Genomic DNA, 17,378 nt, shown 5'->3' with positions numbered 1-17,378 from the left:
ATATTGTTTCTTAGTTAACATGATTATTTTATTTTATATATAAATCGATTTAGTGAAGAAAACACGGTTTAAAAAAAAATCACCGACTTTTATTTTTGTACACTTTTATTTTACAACTTGCAATCAGAATTAGGCAGTAAAACAAAAGATCAATTTCTTCAGATAAAAACAGTCTTAATTTAACTCTAAATCTAAACAAATTTGATTTTCAGTAAAACTATTTTAGACGGACGACATATAAACGAAGATAAACATCAAAAAAAGTCACAAAAAACACTCTTATTATGAATTTCACTTCCGGCAAACTTTCTAGGATACCGCTGCGTTATCACGTCCTTTTTTGGCTTACTTACTTTTTATTTAACACTTTTCGATGGGGAAGTTATTTCAATGATTACTGGTATTCGTTAAAAACAAATTTACTTGGTTTTCCAATTCACATGACGCTATGTTATTTGAATATTTTGATTTTTATGCCTTACCTCATTTATAGAAAAAAGTACATACTGTATGTACTTGCGATTCTGCCCTCTATTTTTTTAATGGTAATTCTAAAATTCAATCTTACCTACTTATTAATCGCACATAATGTTTGGCCTGAAGGTCCCGAAGTCATCACCAAACTGACACTCAATTACACCATTGAGATGATGATGGGAGAATTGTATGTAATCACTTTTGTGACTGCAATTAAAATAACTTTCGATTTCCTGAACGAGCAAAAGCGGGTTACGGATCTTGAAAAATCGCAATTAGAAACTGAATTGCTTTTTTTGAAATCGCAAATTTCCCCACATTTCTTTTTTAATACGTTGAACAATATTTATTCTTTATCGGTTGAAAAATCGAACAAAACGCCAAAAGTCGTTATAAAACTATCTGAGTTAATGCGTTATATGCTGTATGACACCAAGAGCAAAAGACAAACTTTAGAAAATGAAATACTCTGTATCCAAAATTATCTGGATCTTGAAAGAATTAGAAATGATGATCGGTTAGAGGTAAATATGTCAATTTCCGGAGATATTCATGATAAGGAAATTGCTCCCATCATATTATTGACCTTTATTGAAAACTCTTTTAAACATGGCGTAAACAGAAACACCGGGAAAGTTGTAATTAATATTAACTTTACAGTAAAAGGTGATTATCTGCATTTTACAATCTCTAATCCAATGCCAGAAATTACACAGCATACAGATAATTTTAACCAGTCAAGTGGTATAGGAATTGAAAATGTTAAAAAAAGACTCGAATTAGGTTATAATAAAAATGAGTACAAACTTTCTTTTAAAAATAAAAAGAATATTTTTGTCGTAAAGCTTAAAATTAAAGTCGCTGAAAACGGCCTGGTTTAAAAATACCACTAAAATTATTTCGCTCAAAAAATAATATTTATAAAGATGAAAATAAGTTGTTTAATCATAGATGATGAACCATTGGCTATTAATGTCATTAAAAATTATTTAGAGCCAATCGAAAATTTTGAGGTAATAAACACTTTTAGCAACCCAATAGAAGGTTTAAACTTTTTAAAAAACAATAATGTTGATGTCATTTTTTTAGACATTAACATGCCAGTTCTTGATGGTATCAATTTTATAAAAAGTCTTGAAAACCCTCCTTTACTTATCATTACCAGTGCTTATAGCCAATTTGCAATCGAGACTTATGAATTAGATGTATTGGATTATCTGGTAAAACCAATCGAATTTCCAAGATTAATGAAAGCTTTAAATAAAGTAAGTAAAAGGCTTGAAAACAAAAACAGTAACCCACTAGAAGTCAACACAGAAAGTCCTTTTATTTTTGTAAAAATTGACAAGAAAAGAATGAAGAAGATTTTCTTTAATGAGATTTTAGTCATAGAAAGTTTGAAGGATTATTTAAAAATAAATACTCTTACGGGCAAATACATTATTCATAGTACATTACAAGATTTCACCGATTTACTTCCTGAAAGAAACTTTTTAAGAATCCACAGATCGTACACGATTGCCATTGATAAAATCGATGCCGTTGAAGGAAACAGCATTGAGATTGAAGGCCTTAGATACGTAATTGGAAGATCGTACATGGAGCATGTAAAACAAAGGATTTTGAATTCTTCAATTTAGAAAATACACCCATTTTCATTACAGGATTGTGGGTATTTTTCGCGTTTTACTATGGGGTACAGCTTTGCGTTCTTTTACTTTACTAACAAAAATAAAAAAATAAACTTTGCGAACTTTGCGGTTAAATTCGCAACACATAAAAAAATGCAGCCTAACCAGGGCTGCATTTTCAAAGTTGGTAACTAACCAAAATAAACTACATGAAAATAGCTTATTATATTTTAAATCAATCTAGAAATAATAACGTTTAAAAGCTTCAATAGCGGAATAATCTGCTAATCCTAAAGCGTGATATTTTTCTGCTGTTAATCTGTTTCTGTCTTCTACCCTTACCCAGAATTCCCTGCTATCATCTCCCTGAAACATAACGCCGTCTTTTTGAGATTGGTGATAGAAAATTGCATGACGCTTTTTAAGCACCTGATCCGGACTCATTGGAACCGCCATTTCAATTTGGTACGACTCCCATTCATGCCACGCTCCTCTGTATAACCAAACCCAACAATCATCCATATAACTATTGTGTTTCAATCTTTTTAAAGCTTCAAACAAACTATCCAGACACACTTTGTGTGTTCCATGCGGATCTGCTAAATCTCCTGCTGCGTAAATTTGATGTGGTTTAATTCTTTCGATTATATCACACATAATTTTGATATCCGCTTCGCCAAGATTATTTTTCTTAACTGTTCCGGTTTCATAAAAAGGAAGATCAAGGAAATTCACATTTGAATCCGGTAATCCTAAATAACGTGTTGCGGCTAAAGATTCACTTCTTCTAATCAAACCTTTTAATTTTCGCACTTCTAATGAATCAATATCATTGCTTTTTTTATTTCTAAGGAAGTTGATAATATTTGCAGATTCAACTGAATTAGCATTTAATGCTTTTGAAATCTCTGCAAATTTTAAAGCTTCTTCATTAGAAACTGCAATATTCCCCGAAGTCTGATAAGCAATATGAACATCATGCCCCTGCTCTACCAATCGGTCAAAAGTTCCACCCATTGAAATAACATCATCATCCGGATGTGGACTGAAAATGATAATTCGTTTTCTCTCCGGAGTCGCACGTTCTGGTCTGTAGGTATCATCTGCATTTGGTTTTCCACCTGGCCAGCCAGTGATTGTTTGCTGCATTTTGTTAAACATTTTTATGTTTAAATGGTAAGCAGTTCCTTCTTCGGTCAAAACACTTGACATTCCGTTATCGTTATAATCTTTGTCTGTAAGTTTTAGGAAAGGCTTTTGAGTCAATTCGCTCAACCATGCTACGGCTTTCAATTTTAATTCTTCTGTCCAGATAACAGATTTCACTAACCAGGGTGTTTTAACTCTGGTTAATTCTGATGAAGCTTCTGTATCTAAAACAAATGTAGTGTTGTTGTGTTGTTGTAGATAAGTAGCTGGTACTCTCGAAGAAATTTCTCCTTCAATTGTTTTTTTAATAATTTCTGCTTTGCTGATTCCCCATCCTAACAATACAATTCTTTTAGCATGTTTTACCGTGCCAATTCCCATTGTTATGGCTTTTCTGGGTACATTATCAATACCTAAAAACGAAGAAGCAGCATCAACTCGGGTTAAGTGATCAAGTGTAATACTTCTGGTTCCTGAGTTTACGTGCGATCCCGGTTCATTGAATCCGATATGACCGGTTCTTCCAATTCCTAAAAGCTGAAAGTCTAATCCTCCGTAATCTTTAATCTTCATTTCATAGTCAATACAATATTGCTGAAGATCTTCACTGCTGACATTTCCGTCAGGGATATTAATGTTTTGAGGTAATATATCTACGTGATCAAAAAGGTGTTCGTGCATAAAGTGCCAGTAACTCTGAATATTGTTTTTATCCATCGGATAATATTCATCTAAATTGAAGGTCACGACATTCGCAAAACTCAAACCTTCTTCTTTATGAAGTCGCACTAATTCTTCGTATACTTTTACAGGAGAAGATCCGGTTGCCAATCCTAACACACAAGGTTCGTTCAACTCTTCTTTTCTTTGAATGATGTTCGCGATTTCCTGAGCAACTAAAATGGAAGCTTCCTGAGACGAATCAAAAATCACATTATGAATCTTTTCAAAACGCGTTTCTTCAAACTTTCCAGCTTCTTTAAAATTTATACTTTCTTTAATCATTTGTGTGTTGTCTTAATTTATTAGCATAAAATTATATAATACATGTGCTAAAAAATTAAAAATTCGACAGATGACTTGTAAGCTTCGGCAAAAAGCACAATTGGAAACTTAAAGAAAATATCTTGTAGTAATTAAAGCTAAAAATCAGATTGTTGTTGCATTTAAAAGTAAAAGGGATTATTTTTTTATAAATGAATTAATCCCTTTTTATGTTTCACAATTAGTCTATAAAAGAGCCTGCCTGAACAAACTCTTTCCTTTTTTATGCTCTAATAGTAGCTGCCATAACACTTCTCGATCTATATCTATTAAAAACTATAAAAATAAATCCCATAATAAATAGTAACGAAATGTTTGCTGCTCCAAGTAATAGCTGACTTTTAACAGCATATAAATTAACAAATCCATAGCTGAACACAGAACTCACCATATATGTAGCGCCTCCTGTAAGACCGCTTGCTATACCAGCATTTTTTGAAAAACGACTTAAACAATAGCCATAAATAACATTAAATATAAAACCTCCACAGAGATTTAGTCCCATTGTAAAACCAATTACGGTATAAATATTACTTCCAAATTGTGCGGTAAAAATCATGAGTAATACTAACGCAAGTTGTACTGAAACAGCAATTGACACCTTTTTTGCTAAGGGTTTATGAATAAGAGATTTGGCAATGATACCACCGGTCATCACAGCTAAACCAGATAATAAAGAGCTATAGCCTGTTGTAATGGCTGAATACCCAAATACACGTTCTATGATAAAAGGGCTAACCAAATTATAAATTACCACCAATCCAAAACAGATACCCAGAATTACAATTCCTAATGTAAAGTCAGCTGTTTTTAACATACCAGAATAGGTTTGTGCTATAGACTTCAATTTAAAGGGATGGAAATATTTTAACGATTCTCCACTGTATAGTAGTTCCAAAACCAAAAAAAGTAATGATAATCCGCCAAGGAAATAAAAGTTGGATCTCCAACCAAACAGACTTTGCAAATAACCTCCCAAAAAGGGGGCCATAATTGGTGCGCAGGCCCAAATGATAGAAAATAAACTGATATAGCTTTTTAATTTGTCTCCTGAGTAGAGATCAACAAAATAGGCCCGTTTTGAGACCACAATAAATGCAATTGCAATTCCCTGAATGACACGCATGGCATATATGACATAGATATTAGGTACAAAAGCGATAACAAAACTTGTCACTGAAAAGACAGCTAATGACGCAATACTAATTTTAAAACGCCCAAAACTATCCAATATACTGCCTATAAAAATCTGGCTTACTCCCAAACTGAACATAAAAAAGACTAATGAAAGCTGAATAACGCCGGCTGTTACATTTAAATCTTTTGCCATGGCGGGAAGTGATGGTAAATAAATATCTGTTGCAAACCCCGATAACGGTATAAGTGCCAGGGCTAAAAGGGTGCTAAAACCTTTATGGTTTTCTTCTAAATTTCTCATTTTGTAAAATTATAATTAATTAAAAAATAGACCAATCGGTCTAAAATTGTTTAAAAAAAATATGTCATAATACATACTTTTCAAGTTCATTTTTGATGCTGTCCAGAACAATATTCATTTGATTGTCATTCCCAAATACTTTTCTGCACAAAATAGCGCCTTCTATCATAGCAAAAGTTCTGACACTAAAATGTTCCGGATTTAGTTCTGCTGATAATTCTTTATTCTGAATTCCGTCTTCCACTATAGTAAAAAATCTTTTCTGGGCAGAAAGAATGGCTTTTTTTACGTGTTCTCTCATGACCGGATTTGTGTCATCCGCTTCTGTTCCAAAATTCAAAATCGGACAACCTTCTGTCATATTTTTAGCATTGCTATAAACATCCAGTAAATTAAATAGTTTTTCTCTAGCGGATTTGCCTTTGGAAGCTGCTACATCTAATTTGGAAGCTAATTGTAATCTTAAATATAAGAAAGACTCAATACAGATCTCTTCTTTATTCTCAAAATTACCATAGATACCCCCTTTAGCCAGTTTTGTAGCCTCCATAATATCACTCAAAGACGTACCGGCCATGCCTTTCTTATTAATAAGAGGCGCCGACGTTTCAATTATAAATTGTCTGGTTCTTTCTGCTTTACTCATGATTTCCAAATTCTATGTTGCAAATATAGACCGAACGGTCTTTATTTCACAATTAATTTAACTTTAATTTTTGAAAAAAATAATGTTACCCTTTTAAGTCATCAAAATAAGCCGTGGTTTCTTCAATTAAAGAATGCATTAATTCAGTGGCTTTTGTATGTTTTAAAATAGGTGCAATTTGTCCTCCCCAAAATAAAATCATATCCCATTTTTCCTGATCCAGGGCTGCTTTACGCAAGGGTGACATGAAAGTCGTTTGCAATGGGAATGGCAAAACACTCGCTTCTTTCCCTATAATTTCTTTTGCAATTCTACTGGTTATTCCACGGCCCAATCTTCCTGTATAAGCGCGTGATAATGTGGTATATTTTGCGGCATCTGAGAATAACATCTCCTTATGAATAGGTAATGCATTTGATTCATCGACGGCTAAAAAGGCAGTTCCGATTTGAGCTGCACTTGCTCCTAAAGCTAATGCCGCTGCAACTCCTTTTCCGTTAGCGATTCCACCAGCTGCTATAACCGGAATTTTCACTTTTTCCTTAATCAACTGTAATAAAACAAAAGTTCCTGTTACTGATGATTCGGCCGAAGCTAAAAAGGAAGGTCGGTGTCCACCAGCCTCAAAACCGGAAGCGATAATCATATCTACACCTGAATTTTCTAAAAAAATAGCTTCGTCTAAAGTTGTTGCTGCCCCAACCGTTACAATTCGTAATTTTCGGGCTTCTTCTAAAACATCAGCCGGTAATGCACCAAACATAAAGCTGAATACTTTTGGACGAACACCTAAAATAACGTCCAACTGATTTTCGAATCTGGATTGAAAGGAAGCTGGTTTCTCCGGTAACGGGATTCCAACTTCATCAAAATAAGGTTTAAATAATGCTGCTGCTTTATTGAATTGTTCATCTGATAAACCAGCTTCTGGAACATCATGATCAGAAACCCACAGATTAATATTGTACGGTTTATCAGTTGCTGCTTTTATTTGTTTATCAACTTCAAAAATTTCATGAGGTGTCATTGTATAAGCGCCGTAGCCACCAAGTCCGCCCGCGTTTGAAACCGCTGCGGTCAGGGCTACGGAGGATAAGTTACCTCCAAATGGTCCTTGTAATATTGGATATTGAATTCCAAGTAATTCTGTTGCTTTTGTATTGTACCACATGACTTTACTTTTTAAAGTTATTCACTTACATTGGTCAGCATTTTATTGACAATAAACCATTTGCCATTAATCTTATGGAAAGATAAAAAATCCCGATAATTAAACTCGTACATTTTTAAATTAATCTCTGCCATCGCAATTGAATTTACGACTTTGATATTCAGAATTTCGCCTTTATAAGGTTTGCCTGAATCTTTCGGACTTTGTCTGTTTTTTACGCCATTTAAGTAAAGGTCCGCTGTTTTAAAGTATGGCTGTCCGTTTACATCTCCATAAACTAATGTTCCAGGATAAAAAATACTTTCCAACAGTATGGCATCTCCTTCGTAAATGCCTTTAAAATAATAATTTTCTATTGCATCTGTAATGGCTTCTGTGTCTGAATTATGATTTTTCATTGTGTTATTGTTTTGTGCTTTTATACTCTGTACACTATAGAGCACTAAGGTGATTACTAAAATTACTTTTGATACTAACAATTTTGATTTTTGCAGTTTCATGATTTTAAAGTTTATAATTACACTACAAATTTCAAAAGAAACAGCGAGAAGACTACGTGATCTACATCACTTAAATATACTATTTAGATTTTATTCTCGGGTCAAATTGCTTATCCAGATAGTCTAAACCAAGAGGACCTATGGCATATACCTGAGTAATATATTCGCCCGATTTAGCAAGATGATAATGAGGAGTATTTCCCGGTAATACCACTACTGAACCAGGCGGATAGGCTTTTAAATTATTTTCATCATACTTGTCGCCTATTCCAATATAAAAAATACCTGAAACTACCGTATAAATCCTGTCTTCCGGATGTAGATGTGGCATTATCTTTTCGCCGTTGGGTACTTTTACCCGAACAATAAAGGGTTCTGCTTTAGTTGGATTACCCACTAAAATTGCCAGTTTTACTTTTTCAGGAAAAGCTGGAAATGAATTCCAGACTATATTTTCCGGATTTATAAAATTAAATTGTTTAGTACTTAGTCCTTGTGCAGAACTTAGATTAGCAAAAATAAAAGATAGTACTAAGATGCTATTATAGAATATTTTTAATTTCATAATGAACCTCGTTAAATTATTAAAAAAGGATTTGGTACAGCTGTTTTTCAAACCATACCAAATCATTACTTATTTTATTTTTGATAATAATTTAGTAGCTACTTCTTCAGAAGATTGCGGATTTTGACCTGTCAACAATAAGCCATCTTCTACTACATATGAACTCCAATCAGAACCTTGAGAGTATTTACCTCCTCTTTCTTTTAATTTATCTTCTAATAAAAAGGGCACCACTTTGGTTAATCCAACGGCTGCTTCTTCATTATTAGTAAAACCTGTTACTTTTTTTCCGGCAATCAGATATTTTCCGTCTTTGTCTTTAACATTTACCAAAGCTGCCGGTGCATGACATACAAAAGCAATTGGTTTGCTATTATTATAAAAATCCTGAATAAGTTTTATCGAATTTTTATCAGTAGCCAAATCCCACATTGGACCATGACCTCCTGGATAAAAAACTGCTTTGAAATCCTTTTGTTTTACACTGGAAATTTTCACTGTACTTGCCAATGCTTTTTGTGCCTTTTGATCTGCATAAAAACGTTTAGTTGCCGGAGTTTGAAACGACGGATCATTACTTTTGGGATCAATTGGAGCCTGTCCGCCATTTGGAGTAGTAATTACGACTTCAATTCCTTTATCTAAAAAGTAAAAATAAGGTGTTGCAAATTCTTCAATCCACGAACCGGTTAATTCACCTGTGTCACCTAATTTATTGTGTGAAGTCAAAACAAACAATACTTTTGTTTTTTTGTTTTCCTGCGCAATAACCGCAAGATTACTTATTGCAAAAAGAGCAATAAATACTGATTTCATTATATTTTTCATTTTTCTTATTATTTATGCTTCAACACTTTATATTGCTACAAAGCATTGAAGCAGTTATTATTCTTTTTTAAATTAATTTAAGTTATGACCAGCAGCTTTACCTCCATCAACATTGATAATTGATCCGGTGATAAAATTGCTTTTTGCTATGGTATAAACCATTTCGGCAACATCTTCTATTTCCCCTACTCTGTTTAACAAGTGCAGACCTGCATTTTGATCGGCTTTATCACCGTGCATCGGCGTTCTGATAACGCCTGGAGCGACAGTATTAAAACGAATATTACGTTTTCCAAATTCTGCTGCCAATTGAACAGTCAAAGCATGAATCGCACCTTTACTTGCAACCGGAGCCGAAGCCGGCCATCCGCCTAATCCGTGATTTACCAATGGTGTTCCGATGTTAATTACAACACCACCTTTTTGTTCTAGCATCTGAGGAACAACAGCTTGTGTAGTAAAATAAGTTCCTTTTAAGTTTGTAGTCAAAAACTTGTCTAAATAAGCTTCGTCTACTTCCAAAAATGGTCTGCTGTCAAAGATTCCGGCATTGTTTACCAATACATCTACAGAACCAAATTTTTCTATTGCGATTTTTACCAGTTGTTCACCTGTAGTTTTATCGCTGATATCTCCGGCGTACATTGCCAGATTATCTCCTGCGCCAAATTCGTTGTAAGCTATTTCTAATGAAGCCGGAGTTACTGAATTGATTACTACATTATCGCCTCTGTCTAAAAAATATTTAGCGATTCCTTTTCCTATACCAGATGCTGCACCTGTTACAATTATTGTTTGTTTTTTCATGATACTTATTTTTTATCGGCTGTAATGCCTTTTTCTCTTAATACTGATACTTGTTCTCCTGCGTAACCCCAATCGTCTAAATCTACTTCCTGAATCACGATATGAGTTAAGTGCGGGTCTTTGTTTAATACTTCTGTAATCAGATTGGTTATACCACTGATTAATTCCTGTTTTTGCTCGCGTGTTACTCCTTCGCGAGTCAATTCGATTTTTACGTAAGGCATGTCTTTAGTTTTTAGATTGTTCTGAAAAGATGGCTTCAGCTGTGATATTAAAATCCAACTCAAAGTCGTTGTAAATTAAAGTGTCTCCTAAATCTTTGAAGAAATTCCCTGAACGGAATCTGATATCATATTTAGTACGATCAACTACCAGTTTACCTGAAAGGGTAATGTTATTTCTATTGTTTTCAACCGTTGCTTCAAAACCAACAACGTGAGTAATATCTTTTATGGTAAGATTACCTTCAAGATAATAAGTGCTGTCTGATACTTCTCTAACAGTAAGAATATCAAAAGAGGCAGTAGGAAATTTTTCGATTGAGAAGAAATCATCAGAGGCAAGATGACCCGCGAATTGCGCATTTGTAGCCGGATCTGTTACATCCAGAATTTTAATTGAAGAAGTGTTGATGACAACATTACCTTCTTTTATTATTCCATCATTAAAGACGAAATTACCTTCTTTGATACCAATTGTACCATTATGAGCACCGGTCACTTTTCTGCCAGTCCATTCTACGTTGCTATTTGAGCTTACGATTTTAAAATTTGTTGTTTCCATTTTTATTGTATTTAAAAGTACAATACAAAGGAACGGCGACTATGAAAATTGGTTACGTGATGTAGATCACATTCTGATTTGGGGATTAAATCATGATTATAATGGGCTTATTTCACGCGGATTTTAAGTTTTTATATACGTTGACTTTTTAATCTCGCAATCCCGATAGTTATCGGGAGCGAAGTCGCAAAGTTTCTTTGTTTCACGCAGATTTAATCTGCCAAATCTGCATGAAATATTTTTTATTTACAGCTATAAAAAATTAAAGCTTCTTTTAAGAACTATGCAATCGGCTTAAAGTTTCTCTTGAAACTCCAAGATATGCGGCAATTAAATGTTTCGGAACAAGATTGTATAATTGGGGATACAATGCCAAAAGTTCCTCATACCTTTTTTTGACATTATTATTCATAAAGGACAAAAGCCTTTTCTGAGAAGCGATATAACCTCTGTTCGTTCGCCAGCGGAAAAAATGTTCTAGCTGATGGAATTCTCTACAAAGTTTTTCACGATCTTCACTAGAAAGGCAAAGCACTTCTGCATCTGTAATACAATCAACACTTATTGTGGCAGGCGTCTGATTGTATAAAGCAGCATAATCAGATGTCCACCACGTTGGCATGGCAAACTGTAATATGTACATTTTTATTTCATCATTAATAAAGAAAGCTTTCAAACAACCGGAAATTACAAAATACTCGCAATCTACTTTATCCCCTTCACTAAGAACGGCTTGTCCTTTTTTAAAAGGCATCGGTTTAAAATGAGAAAATACATAATCAAAATCTTCTTCTTTTATAGACGCGATTTTCGCAATATGTTGTTGTAAGAGTTCCTTGGCTTCCATTATAAAATCTGAATAAATCTTTTTTGTAAAGTTATGAAATCTATTGAACTTATTGTTTGTCTATTTGGAAGCTAAAATTGTCCGTTTCGACAAAAAAGCACTATTTTTTAGGATGCTTCTGATAGAAATTTGTCCTGTTTAACAACTTAAAATTTTAAAATCATGAATGCAAAAACAACAAAAATTATTTATTGGACAGGTGTTATTTTAACTTCTTTATGGTTTGGCGCCAGCGGTTTTTTTGAACTTACAACAAATCCAATTGTTTGGGAAATTACACAACAATTAGGTTATCCGGAACATTTCATATACTTACTTGGTGTATTCAAAGTTGCTGGCGTAATTACTTTATTAATTCCGAATAAATTATTAAGATTGAAAGAATGGGTATTTGCGGGTGTTTTCTTCGACATCACTTTTGCTTATTTTTCAAAATTGGCTGTACTAGGTTTTCCTGCAACAACAGATGTTATTATTGCTTTTGTAATGGTAAGTGTGACTTATTTCATGTTTAGAAAATTATATAGTGTTCAATATATTGCCACTACTGTAGAATAAACTTATTCAATAAGAATTAAAGAGGCCTGAGATTTAATCTTAGGCTTTTCGGCTTTTACTATTGAGCTTTTAAACAAATAAATTTGAGCTTTTCAGCAAAATAGCAAACATTGCTTCTGACGTAATTTTGTCATGAACAATTAAATACAATTGCAATGAATAAAATATGGTTTATTACAGGAAGCTCAAGAGGATTAGGACGTAATCTTACAGAAGCAGTTTTAGAGAGTGGTGACAAAGTGATAGCGACAGCTCGCGATATCAATCAATTAAATGATTTGAAGGAACGTTTTAAAGATCAAATCTTTCCCTTAGCTTTAGATGTTACTAATTACGAACAAGTCTATACTGCAGTTAAAATGGCAGCACAGTATTTTGGAAGAATAGACGTATTGGTAAACAATGCCGGATTCGGGATAATTGGTGCTGCTGAAGCTTACACTGATGAACAAGTTAGAAGTCAGTTGGAAACCAATTTATACGCACCAATCGAAATTACCCGTGCCGTATTGCCCTATATGCGTAAACAGGGTTCAGGAAGGATTTTACAAATCAGTTCTATTGGCGGACGCGTTGGTAATCCGGGTTTAACGATGTATCAGGCAGCAAAATTTGGTTTAAGCGGTTTTACGGAAGCTTTAGCTAAAGAAGTTGCTCCATTAGGAATATTCGTAACCAGTGTTGAACCAGGTGGTTTCCGTACCGATTGGGCTGGAGCTTCTATGTCGTATGCCACTGAAATAGAAGGCTACGAAATGGTAAAACAACGTACTGATTTTTTCAAAGGAGGAAAATTTGTTGCTGTTGGAGATCCTGAAAAAGCAGCGAAAGTGATGGTTGATTTAGCTTCCCATCCAAATCCACCAGTACATTTGGTATTGGGTAGTGAAGCCATTGGTATTTTGAAAAATGCTGATCAAAGCCGAACAGAAGAAATGCAAAAATGGATTGATGTTAGTTTATCTACAGATCATGATGATGCAGGAAGTTTTTTTGATACAGCACAGGGAAAATGGTATACTAATAATGGTAAAAAACAATAATTTACAGGTATTTTGTAGTGGGCAGTTATCCATGATTACTGCCCATTTTTTTATAAATTTGTGATATGAACGATTCAAAAATAAATCAAAAGACATCGCCAATTGCCTACTCCTGTTATTATACGCAAAATCGGGAAGGCGAGCAATTTGCTGCAGAACATGTTTTAAGCTTTCAGATTTCGGGAATACTTACTTTAAATAATGGAAATCAGGAATATGTCTTCAAACCCGGAGATTTTCGGTTTATCAAAAGGAATCAGCTTATCAAATTCAACAAACAACCCGATCCTAATACTGCTTTTCAGTCCATTTCCATTTATCTGAATCAGGAAGTATTGCGTGATTTCTCTATAAAACACAATCTGAAAACCAGTTTAATTAAGAGCCCTGAAACTGAAACCGTTTTTCAGTTAAAAGAAGTTCCGTTGCTTAAAAGTTTAATGGATTCACTGATTCCTTATATCAATCAAGATCAATTGATTACAGAGGAACTTCAGGCTTTAAAAGTAAATGAAGCTATCAACATTTTACTGCAATGCAAACCGGAACTCAAGGATATTTTATTTGATTTTAATGAACCCGGCAAAATAGACCTGGAAGCTTTCATGAAAAAGAATTTTCATTTTAATGTGCAATTAGAACGTTTTGCTTATTTAACCGGTCGCAGTCTGGCTACTTTTAAACGGGACTTTCAACGTATTTTTGACATTTCACCAAGCCGATGGTTACTCCAAAAGAGATTACAACAGGCTTATTATCTTATAAAAGAAAAAGGAAAAACCCCATCTGAAGTTTATTTGGAAGTAGGGTTTGAAGATCTTTCGCATTTCTCCTTCGCTTTTAAAAAACAATACGGATTGTCACCTTCAAAGGTGTGAAAAATTTAACCGCAAAGATCGCAAGTTTTTTTTGAGGTAGAGGACGTAATAAAAACACAAAGTTCGCAAAGCTTTATCAACTTTGCGACCTTTGCCTAGACCCTTTGCGATCTTTGCGGTTAAATTCAACGTATAACTTATCCTTTTTTCTACACTAAAGATTGGGCTGTTCAACTCCCAATATGGACACTTGACATTTTTTCGCTTTAAAAACAGTTACTGTGATTTTACCTTTGAGTAAATAAACAGAATGTCAAATCTTAAAAATAGAAATTATGAAAAATAGTATCTTAATCTTCTTCGCCATAACACTTTCCTCTCTTTTCTTTTTAGACTGTTTTATGTTTCCCGAAAGCGAAATAGCAGGGAATTTTAAAACGGAAAAAACAAAACTAGAAACTGTCAATAACAATGGTTTTGCTATTGTAGAACTTTTTACTTCAGAAGGTTGTTCTAGCTGTCCTCCTGCCGATAAATTACTGGCGAAATTACAGCGTGAATCTGGTAAAAAAAACATTTATCTTTTAGCGTACCATGTTGATTATTGGGATCGTTTGGGATGGAAAGATCAATTTAGTTCCAATGAATTTACAAAACGTCAACAAAAATATCTGGACTGGCTTAATTTGTATGTGATGTATACGCCGCAATTTATCATTAACGGAACTACAGAATTTGCAGGTTATAATGAATCTGCTTTATACGAAAAAGTTTTAAATGCGTTAGAAACCAAAACAACAGCAAATTTAGACCTAACAACAAAAACTAATAAAGATTCTCTAGAAATTACTTATGCAACCAATCTGCTTCAAAAAGATACTAATTTGGTTGTCGCTACCATTCAGAAGCAAGCCACTTCAAAAGTATTTCGCGGAGAAAACCAAGGTGCTACACTTCATCATGTTCAGATTGTAAAACAGCTTAATTCTTTTCAACTAACTAAAAAAGAAGGAAACATAAAGATTGTACAACCAGACAATTTCACTTCAAAAGATTTCCAAATAATTGGTTTTATTCAAAATACCAATACGGGAAAAATCTCCATAACCACAAAAGCTGAAAAAATTTAACCGAAAAGTACGCAAAGAATTACGCAAAGGTTGCAAAGTTAACATTTAGCTTTGCGACCTTTGCGTTTTTATAACGTCCTCTACTTCAAAAAAAACTTTGCGTCCTTCCCGGTTAAATACCAAGTGCAGTTATCTGTTTTCCAGCCAACTCAAAAATGCAGTTGCTTTCTCTTTTCCAACCAATAATTTTTCTTCCGTCGGAATGGTTAATTTTAGAATTAATTTACGGGAGAAATAATGTTCTGCTTCCCTTATCGCTGAAAAATTAATTAAATTTTGCCTGTTTATTCTAAAGAATTGCGTTGGAGATAACAACTTATGAACCTCATCTAGAGATTGTGTAATCTGATATTCGGCTTTATCAAAAGTAATAATTGTCGGCGTTTCGTTTTTAATGCAAAACAAGGCGATATTCTCTGTTAAAACCGTTTGGTATTTATTGTTTTTGAAAACCAAAAAACTGCTCTTTCCTTTATTCTCTCCGGTTCGGGTTAATAAATATTCGAAATCCGGCATCATTTTTTTATTTCTTTGGAAGAAATTTTTCAATTCACCCGCTTTTTTGATTGCCTGTGCAATGCTTTCTCTTGAAAAAGGTTTTAGTACATAATCGATTCCATTTGACTTAAATGCTTCGATAGCATAATCATCAAAGGCTGTACAAAATATTACAGGAGACAGAACCTCAACATTTTTGAAAATCTCAAAACACAAACCATCTGCCAGCTGAATATCCATAAAAATCAAATCGGGCTGATCATTTTCTAACATATAGCTCACGGCTCCGTCTATGCTTTGTATATACGACAAAATTTGAGCATCGGGCCTGATACTCAAAATTAGCTGACCAAGTGCTTTGGCCGTTTTTATTTCATCTTCAATTACTATTATAGTCATAAATCAGTGGTATTTTTACTTTAAAAATAGTTTCGGTTTTATCAATTTCGATTTCTTTGTGAACCAAATGCATAAAACGCTGATTAATATTGTCCAGACCAACGCCGGTCGACAATACACCTCTTTTAAGCTGAATCTGGTTTTCGATTACTAAAAAATCATTTTCAGTATATAATTTTATTTCCAACGGTTTGTCCAGAGAAACCACATTGTGTTTGATGCAGTTTTCAATTAACAATTGCAAAGTAAAAGGCGGAATAGCCGAATCATATTGTTTTTGATCGATACTATTATTCAGAATAAATCCGTCTTCAAAACGGGCTTTTAGCAAATAAACATACGAATCCAAAATCTGAAGTTCTTCGCGAAGCGGAATCAAATCCATTTTTCTGCTTTCTAAGGTAAAACGATAAAAATCAGACAATTTCAAAATAAAATCAGCACTCTGCGGATCCTGAATTTCCACCATTGATTTCAGGGTATTCAGGCTATTAAACAAAAAATGCGGATTGACCTGTTGTTTCAACAATTCATACTGGGCTCCCAGATTTACGGCATGTGTACGTTCTAATTCCACTCCCATTTGCTGCGTCTGATAGTTTTGAAAAAGCAAATGCAAAAACATATATACGATCAGATTGATTAAAACACCTCGTAACTCAAACATAATGGGAGCATCCATTTTCGAAATCTGAAAAAGTTCCTGGTGTCCAATTACCAGAATAACCATAACCGCTATACCAAGCATAACACTCAACAAAAGTTTCCAATTGAATAGGCTTTTATTGGTACGTTGAGACGAAAATTTAGGCAGGCTGTAAATATTGTAATACCAAATAAAAATAGAGAACATCAAGGTAATCGAAGAATTGATGACAATATCTCCCGGGGTTGAAGCGCCATCAAATAATTTTGGTATTGAAGCGAGAATTGCCAATGCTATAGAACTTCCCCAAATCACCTTTCGGGAAACGTGAAAGCTTTTTACTTTTTCCATATTTTTTTATGTGTTTTAGATCTCGCTTTGTCAAAGATAGGATATTTTG

Annotated in this window: 19 protein-coding genes; 6 read left to right on the top strand and 13 right to left on the bottom strand. The window is 33.9% G+C overall.

Translation table 11 applies throughout. The features are described 5' to 3' along the window. Nucleotides 1-284 precede the first annotated feature (284 nt). Nucleotides 285-1,358, top strand: coding sequence for a sensor histidine kinase (locus tag Q7C23_RS09250; RefSeq protein ID WP_375032251.1), 1,074 nt, complete (start codon nucleotides 285-287; stop codon nucleotides 1,356-1,358). A 45-nt stretch (nucleotides 1,359-1,403) separates the two neighbouring features. Further along, nucleotides 1,404-2,117, top strand: coding sequence for a LytR/AlgR family response regulator transcription factor (locus Q7C23_RS09245; protein ID WP_375032250.1), 714 nt, complete (start codon nucleotides 1,404-1,406; stop codon nucleotides 2,115-2,117). Nucleotides 2,118-2,348: 231 nt separating this feature from the next. On the opposite strand, the gene nagB is transcribed toward Q7C23_RS09245, so the two are convergent. From nagB to Q7C23_RS09190, 11 genes are all read right to left on the bottom strand, one after another. Continuing rightward, a complete protein-coding gene (nagB, locus tag Q7C23_RS09240; protein ID WP_375032249.1) occupies nucleotides 2,349-4,262 on the bottom strand; it encodes a glucosamine-6-phosphate deaminase in 1,914 nt (637 codons plus the stop codon). Between the two features lie 262 nt (nucleotides 4,263-4,524). Beyond that, nucleotides 4,525-5,739, bottom strand: coding sequence for an MFS transporter (locus Q7C23_RS09235; RefSeq protein WP_375032248.1), 1,215 nt, complete (start codon nucleotides 5,737-5,739; stop codon nucleotides 4,525-4,527). A 64-nt stretch (nucleotides 5,740-5,803) separates the two neighbouring features. Further along, nucleotides 5,804-6,385 (bottom strand): TetR/AcrR family transcriptional regulator, encoded by a 582-nt coding sequence (locus tag Q7C23_RS09230; protein WP_375032247.1) that lies wholly within the window; start codon nucleotides 6,383-6,385, stop codon nucleotides 5,804-5,806. A gap of 85 nt (nucleotides 6,386-6,470) precedes the next feature. After that, a complete protein-coding gene (locus tag Q7C23_RS09225; RefSeq protein ID WP_375032246.1) occupies nucleotides 6,471-7,556 on the bottom strand; it encodes an NAD(P)H-dependent flavin oxidoreductase in 1,086 nt (361 codons plus the stop codon). 17 nt (nucleotides 7,557-7,573) lie between these two features. Further along, a complete protein-coding gene (locus tag Q7C23_RS09220; RefSeq protein WP_375032245.1) occupies nucleotides 7,574-8,056 on the bottom strand; it encodes a nuclear transport factor 2 family protein in 483 nt (160 codons plus the stop codon). A gap of 79 nt (nucleotides 8,057-8,135) precedes the next feature. Continuing rightward, nucleotides 8,136-8,621, bottom strand: a complete 486-nt coding sequence (locus Q7C23_RS09215; protein WP_375032244.1) for a cupin domain-containing protein — start codon at nucleotides 8,619-8,621, stop codon at nucleotides 8,136-8,138. A gap of 69 nt (nucleotides 8,622-8,690) precedes the next feature. After that, nucleotides 8,691-9,449, bottom strand: coding sequence for a type 1 glutamine amidotransferase domain-containing protein (locus Q7C23_RS09210; protein ID WP_375032243.1), 759 nt, complete (start codon nucleotides 9,447-9,449; stop codon nucleotides 8,691-8,693). Nucleotides 9,450-9,521: 72 nt separating this feature from the next. Next, complete coding sequence (locus tag Q7C23_RS09205) at nucleotides 9,522-10,256, bottom strand: SDR family NAD(P)-dependent oxidoreductase (protein ID WP_375032242.1); 735 nt, start codon at nucleotides 10,254-10,256, stop codon at nucleotides 9,522-9,524. A 5-nt stretch (nucleotides 10,257-10,261) separates the two neighbouring features. Next, a complete protein-coding gene (locus Q7C23_RS09200; RefSeq protein WP_192184244.1) occupies nucleotides 10,262-10,480 on the bottom strand; it encodes a 4-oxalocrotonate tautomerase family protein in 219 nt (72 codons plus the stop codon). Nucleotides 10,481-10,484: 4 nt separating this feature from the next. Next, the gene (locus Q7C23_RS09195; RefSeq protein ID WP_375032241.1) at nucleotides 10,485-11,039 is read right to left on the bottom strand and encodes a YceI family protein; all 555 of its coding nucleotides are present in this window, start codon (nucleotides 11,037-11,039) and stop codon (nucleotides 10,485-10,487) included. 274 nt (nucleotides 11,040-11,313) lie between these two features. Then, nucleotides 11,314-11,886, bottom strand: a complete 573-nt coding sequence (locus Q7C23_RS09190) for a Crp/Fnr family transcriptional regulator (protein WP_375032240.1) — start codon at nucleotides 11,884-11,886, stop codon at nucleotides 11,314-11,316. A gap of 162 nt (nucleotides 11,887-12,048) precedes the next feature. Between Q7C23_RS09190 and Q7C23_RS09185 the strand changes: the two genes are divergently transcribed. The 4 genes from Q7C23_RS09185 (at nucleotide 12,049) to Q7C23_RS09170 (ending at nucleotide 15,435) form a co-directional block, all read left to right on the top strand. After that, nucleotides 12,049-12,444, top strand: coding sequence for a DoxX family protein (locus tag Q7C23_RS09185; RefSeq protein ID WP_375032239.1), 396 nt, complete (start codon nucleotides 12,049-12,051; stop codon nucleotides 12,442-12,444). Nucleotides 12,445-12,599: 155 nt separating this feature from the next. Further along, the gene (locus Q7C23_RS09180) at nucleotides 12,600-13,487 is read left to right on the top strand and encodes an oxidoreductase (protein WP_375032238.1); all 888 of its coding nucleotides are present in this window, start codon (nucleotides 12,600-12,602) and stop codon (nucleotides 13,485-13,487) included. Nucleotides 13,488-13,552: 65 nt separating this feature from the next. After that, a complete protein-coding gene (locus Q7C23_RS09175; protein ID WP_375032237.1) occupies nucleotides 13,553-14,365 on the top strand; it encodes a helix-turn-helix domain-containing protein in 813 nt (270 codons plus the stop codon). 275 nt (nucleotides 14,366-14,640) lie between these two features. Then, nucleotides 14,641-15,435, top strand: a complete 795-nt coding sequence (locus Q7C23_RS09170) for a DUF1223 domain-containing protein (protein WP_375032236.1) — start codon at nucleotides 14,641-14,643, stop codon at nucleotides 15,433-15,435. A gap of 129 nt (nucleotides 15,436-15,564) precedes the next feature. On the opposite strand, the gene Q7C23_RS09165 is transcribed toward Q7C23_RS09170, so the two are convergent. After that, a complete protein-coding gene (locus Q7C23_RS09165) occupies nucleotides 15,565-16,332 on the bottom strand; it encodes a LytR/AlgR family response regulator transcription factor (protein ID WP_375032235.1) in 768 nt (255 codons plus the stop codon). Beyond that, nucleotides 16,313-17,329 carry a sensor histidine kinase gene (locus Q7C23_RS09160; RefSeq protein ID WP_375032234.1) on the bottom strand — a complete coding sequence of 339 codons (1,017 nt, stop codon included), beginning with the start codon at nucleotides 17,327-17,329 and terminating at the stop codon, nucleotides 16,313-16,315. Before Q7C23_RS09160 ends, Q7C23_RS09165 begins: the two co-directional genes overlap by 20 nt. Nucleotides 17,330-17,378 lie beyond the last annotated feature (49 nt).

This window comes from Flavobacterium sp. LAR06, from assembly GCF_041946075.1.
Lineage (GTDB): Bacteria > Bacteroidota > Bacteroidia > Flavobacteriales > Flavobacteriaceae > Flavobacterium.
The sequence above is the reverse complement of the archived record's forward strand: the minus strand, read 5'-3'. Positions and strand labels throughout refer to the sequence as shown.

Bases quoted from the DNA above. Each gene is read 5' to 3' on its own strand.
- Q7C23_RS09250 (WP_375032251.1), top strand. From the start codon at position 285: ATGAATTTCACTTCCGGCAAACTTTCTAGGATACCGCTGCGTTATCAC.
- Q7C23_RS09245 (WP_375032250.1), top strand. From the start codon at position 1,404: ATGAAAATAAGTTGTTTAATCATAGATGATGAACCATTGGCTATTAAT.
- nagB (WP_375032249.1), bottom strand. From the start codon at position 4,262: ATGATTAAAGAAAGTATAAATTTTAAAGAAGCTGGAAAGTTTGAAGAA.
- Q7C23_RS09235 (WP_375032248.1), bottom strand. From the start codon at position 5,739: ATGAGAAATTTAGAAGAAAACCATAAAGGTTTTAGCACCCTTTTAGCC.
- Q7C23_RS09230 (WP_375032247.1), bottom strand. From the start codon at position 6,385: ATGAGTAAAGCAGAAAGAACCAGACAATTTATAATTGAAACGTCGGCG.
- Q7C23_RS09225 (WP_375032246.1), bottom strand. From the start codon at position 7,556: ATGTGGTACAATACAAAAGCAACAGAATTACTTGGAATTCAATATCCA.
- Q7C23_RS09220 (WP_375032245.1), bottom strand. From the start codon at position 8,056: ATGAAACTGCAAAAATCAAAATTGTTAGTATCAAAAGTAATTTTAGTA.
- Q7C23_RS09215 (WP_375032244.1), bottom strand. From the start codon at position 8,621: ATGAAATTAAAAATATTCTATAATAGCATCTTAGTACTATCTTTTATT.
- Q7C23_RS09210 (WP_375032243.1), bottom strand. From the start codon at position 9,449: ATGAAAAATATAATGAAATCAGTATTTATTGCTCTTTTTGCAATAAGT.
- Q7C23_RS09205 (WP_375032242.1), bottom strand. From the start codon at position 10,256: ATGAAAAAACAAACAATAATTGTAACAGGTGCAGCATCTGGTATAGGA.
- Q7C23_RS09200 (WP_192184244.1), bottom strand. From the start codon at position 10,480: ATGCCTTACGTAAAAATCGAATTGACTCGCGAAGGAGTAACACGCGAG.
- Q7C23_RS09195 (WP_375032241.1), bottom strand. From the start codon at position 11,039: ATGGAAACAACAAATTTTAAAATCGTAAGCTCAAATAGCAACGTAGAA.
- Q7C23_RS09190 (WP_375032240.1), bottom strand. From the start codon at position 11,886: ATGGAAGCCAAGGAACTCTTACAACAACATATTGCGAAAATCGCGTCT.
- Q7C23_RS09185 (WP_375032239.1), top strand. From the start codon at position 12,049: ATGAATGCAAAAACAACAAAAATTATTTATTGGACAGGTGTTATTTTA.
- Q7C23_RS09180 (WP_375032238.1), top strand. From the start codon at position 12,600: ATGAATAAAATATGGTTTATTACAGGAAGCTCAAGAGGATTAGGACGT.
- Q7C23_RS09175 (WP_375032237.1), top strand. From the start codon at position 13,553: ATGAACGATTCAAAAATAAATCAAAAGACATCGCCAATTGCCTACTCC.
- Q7C23_RS09170 (WP_375032236.1), top strand. From the start codon at position 14,641: ATGAAAAATAGTATCTTAATCTTCTTCGCCATAACACTTTCCTCTCTT.
- Q7C23_RS09165 (WP_375032235.1), bottom strand. From the start codon at position 16,332: ATGACTATAATAGTAATTGAAGATGAAATAAAAACGGCCAAAGCACTT.
- Q7C23_RS09160 (WP_375032234.1), bottom strand. From the start codon at position 17,329: ATGGAAAAAGTAAAAAGCTTTCACGTTTCCCGAAAGGTGATTTGGGGA.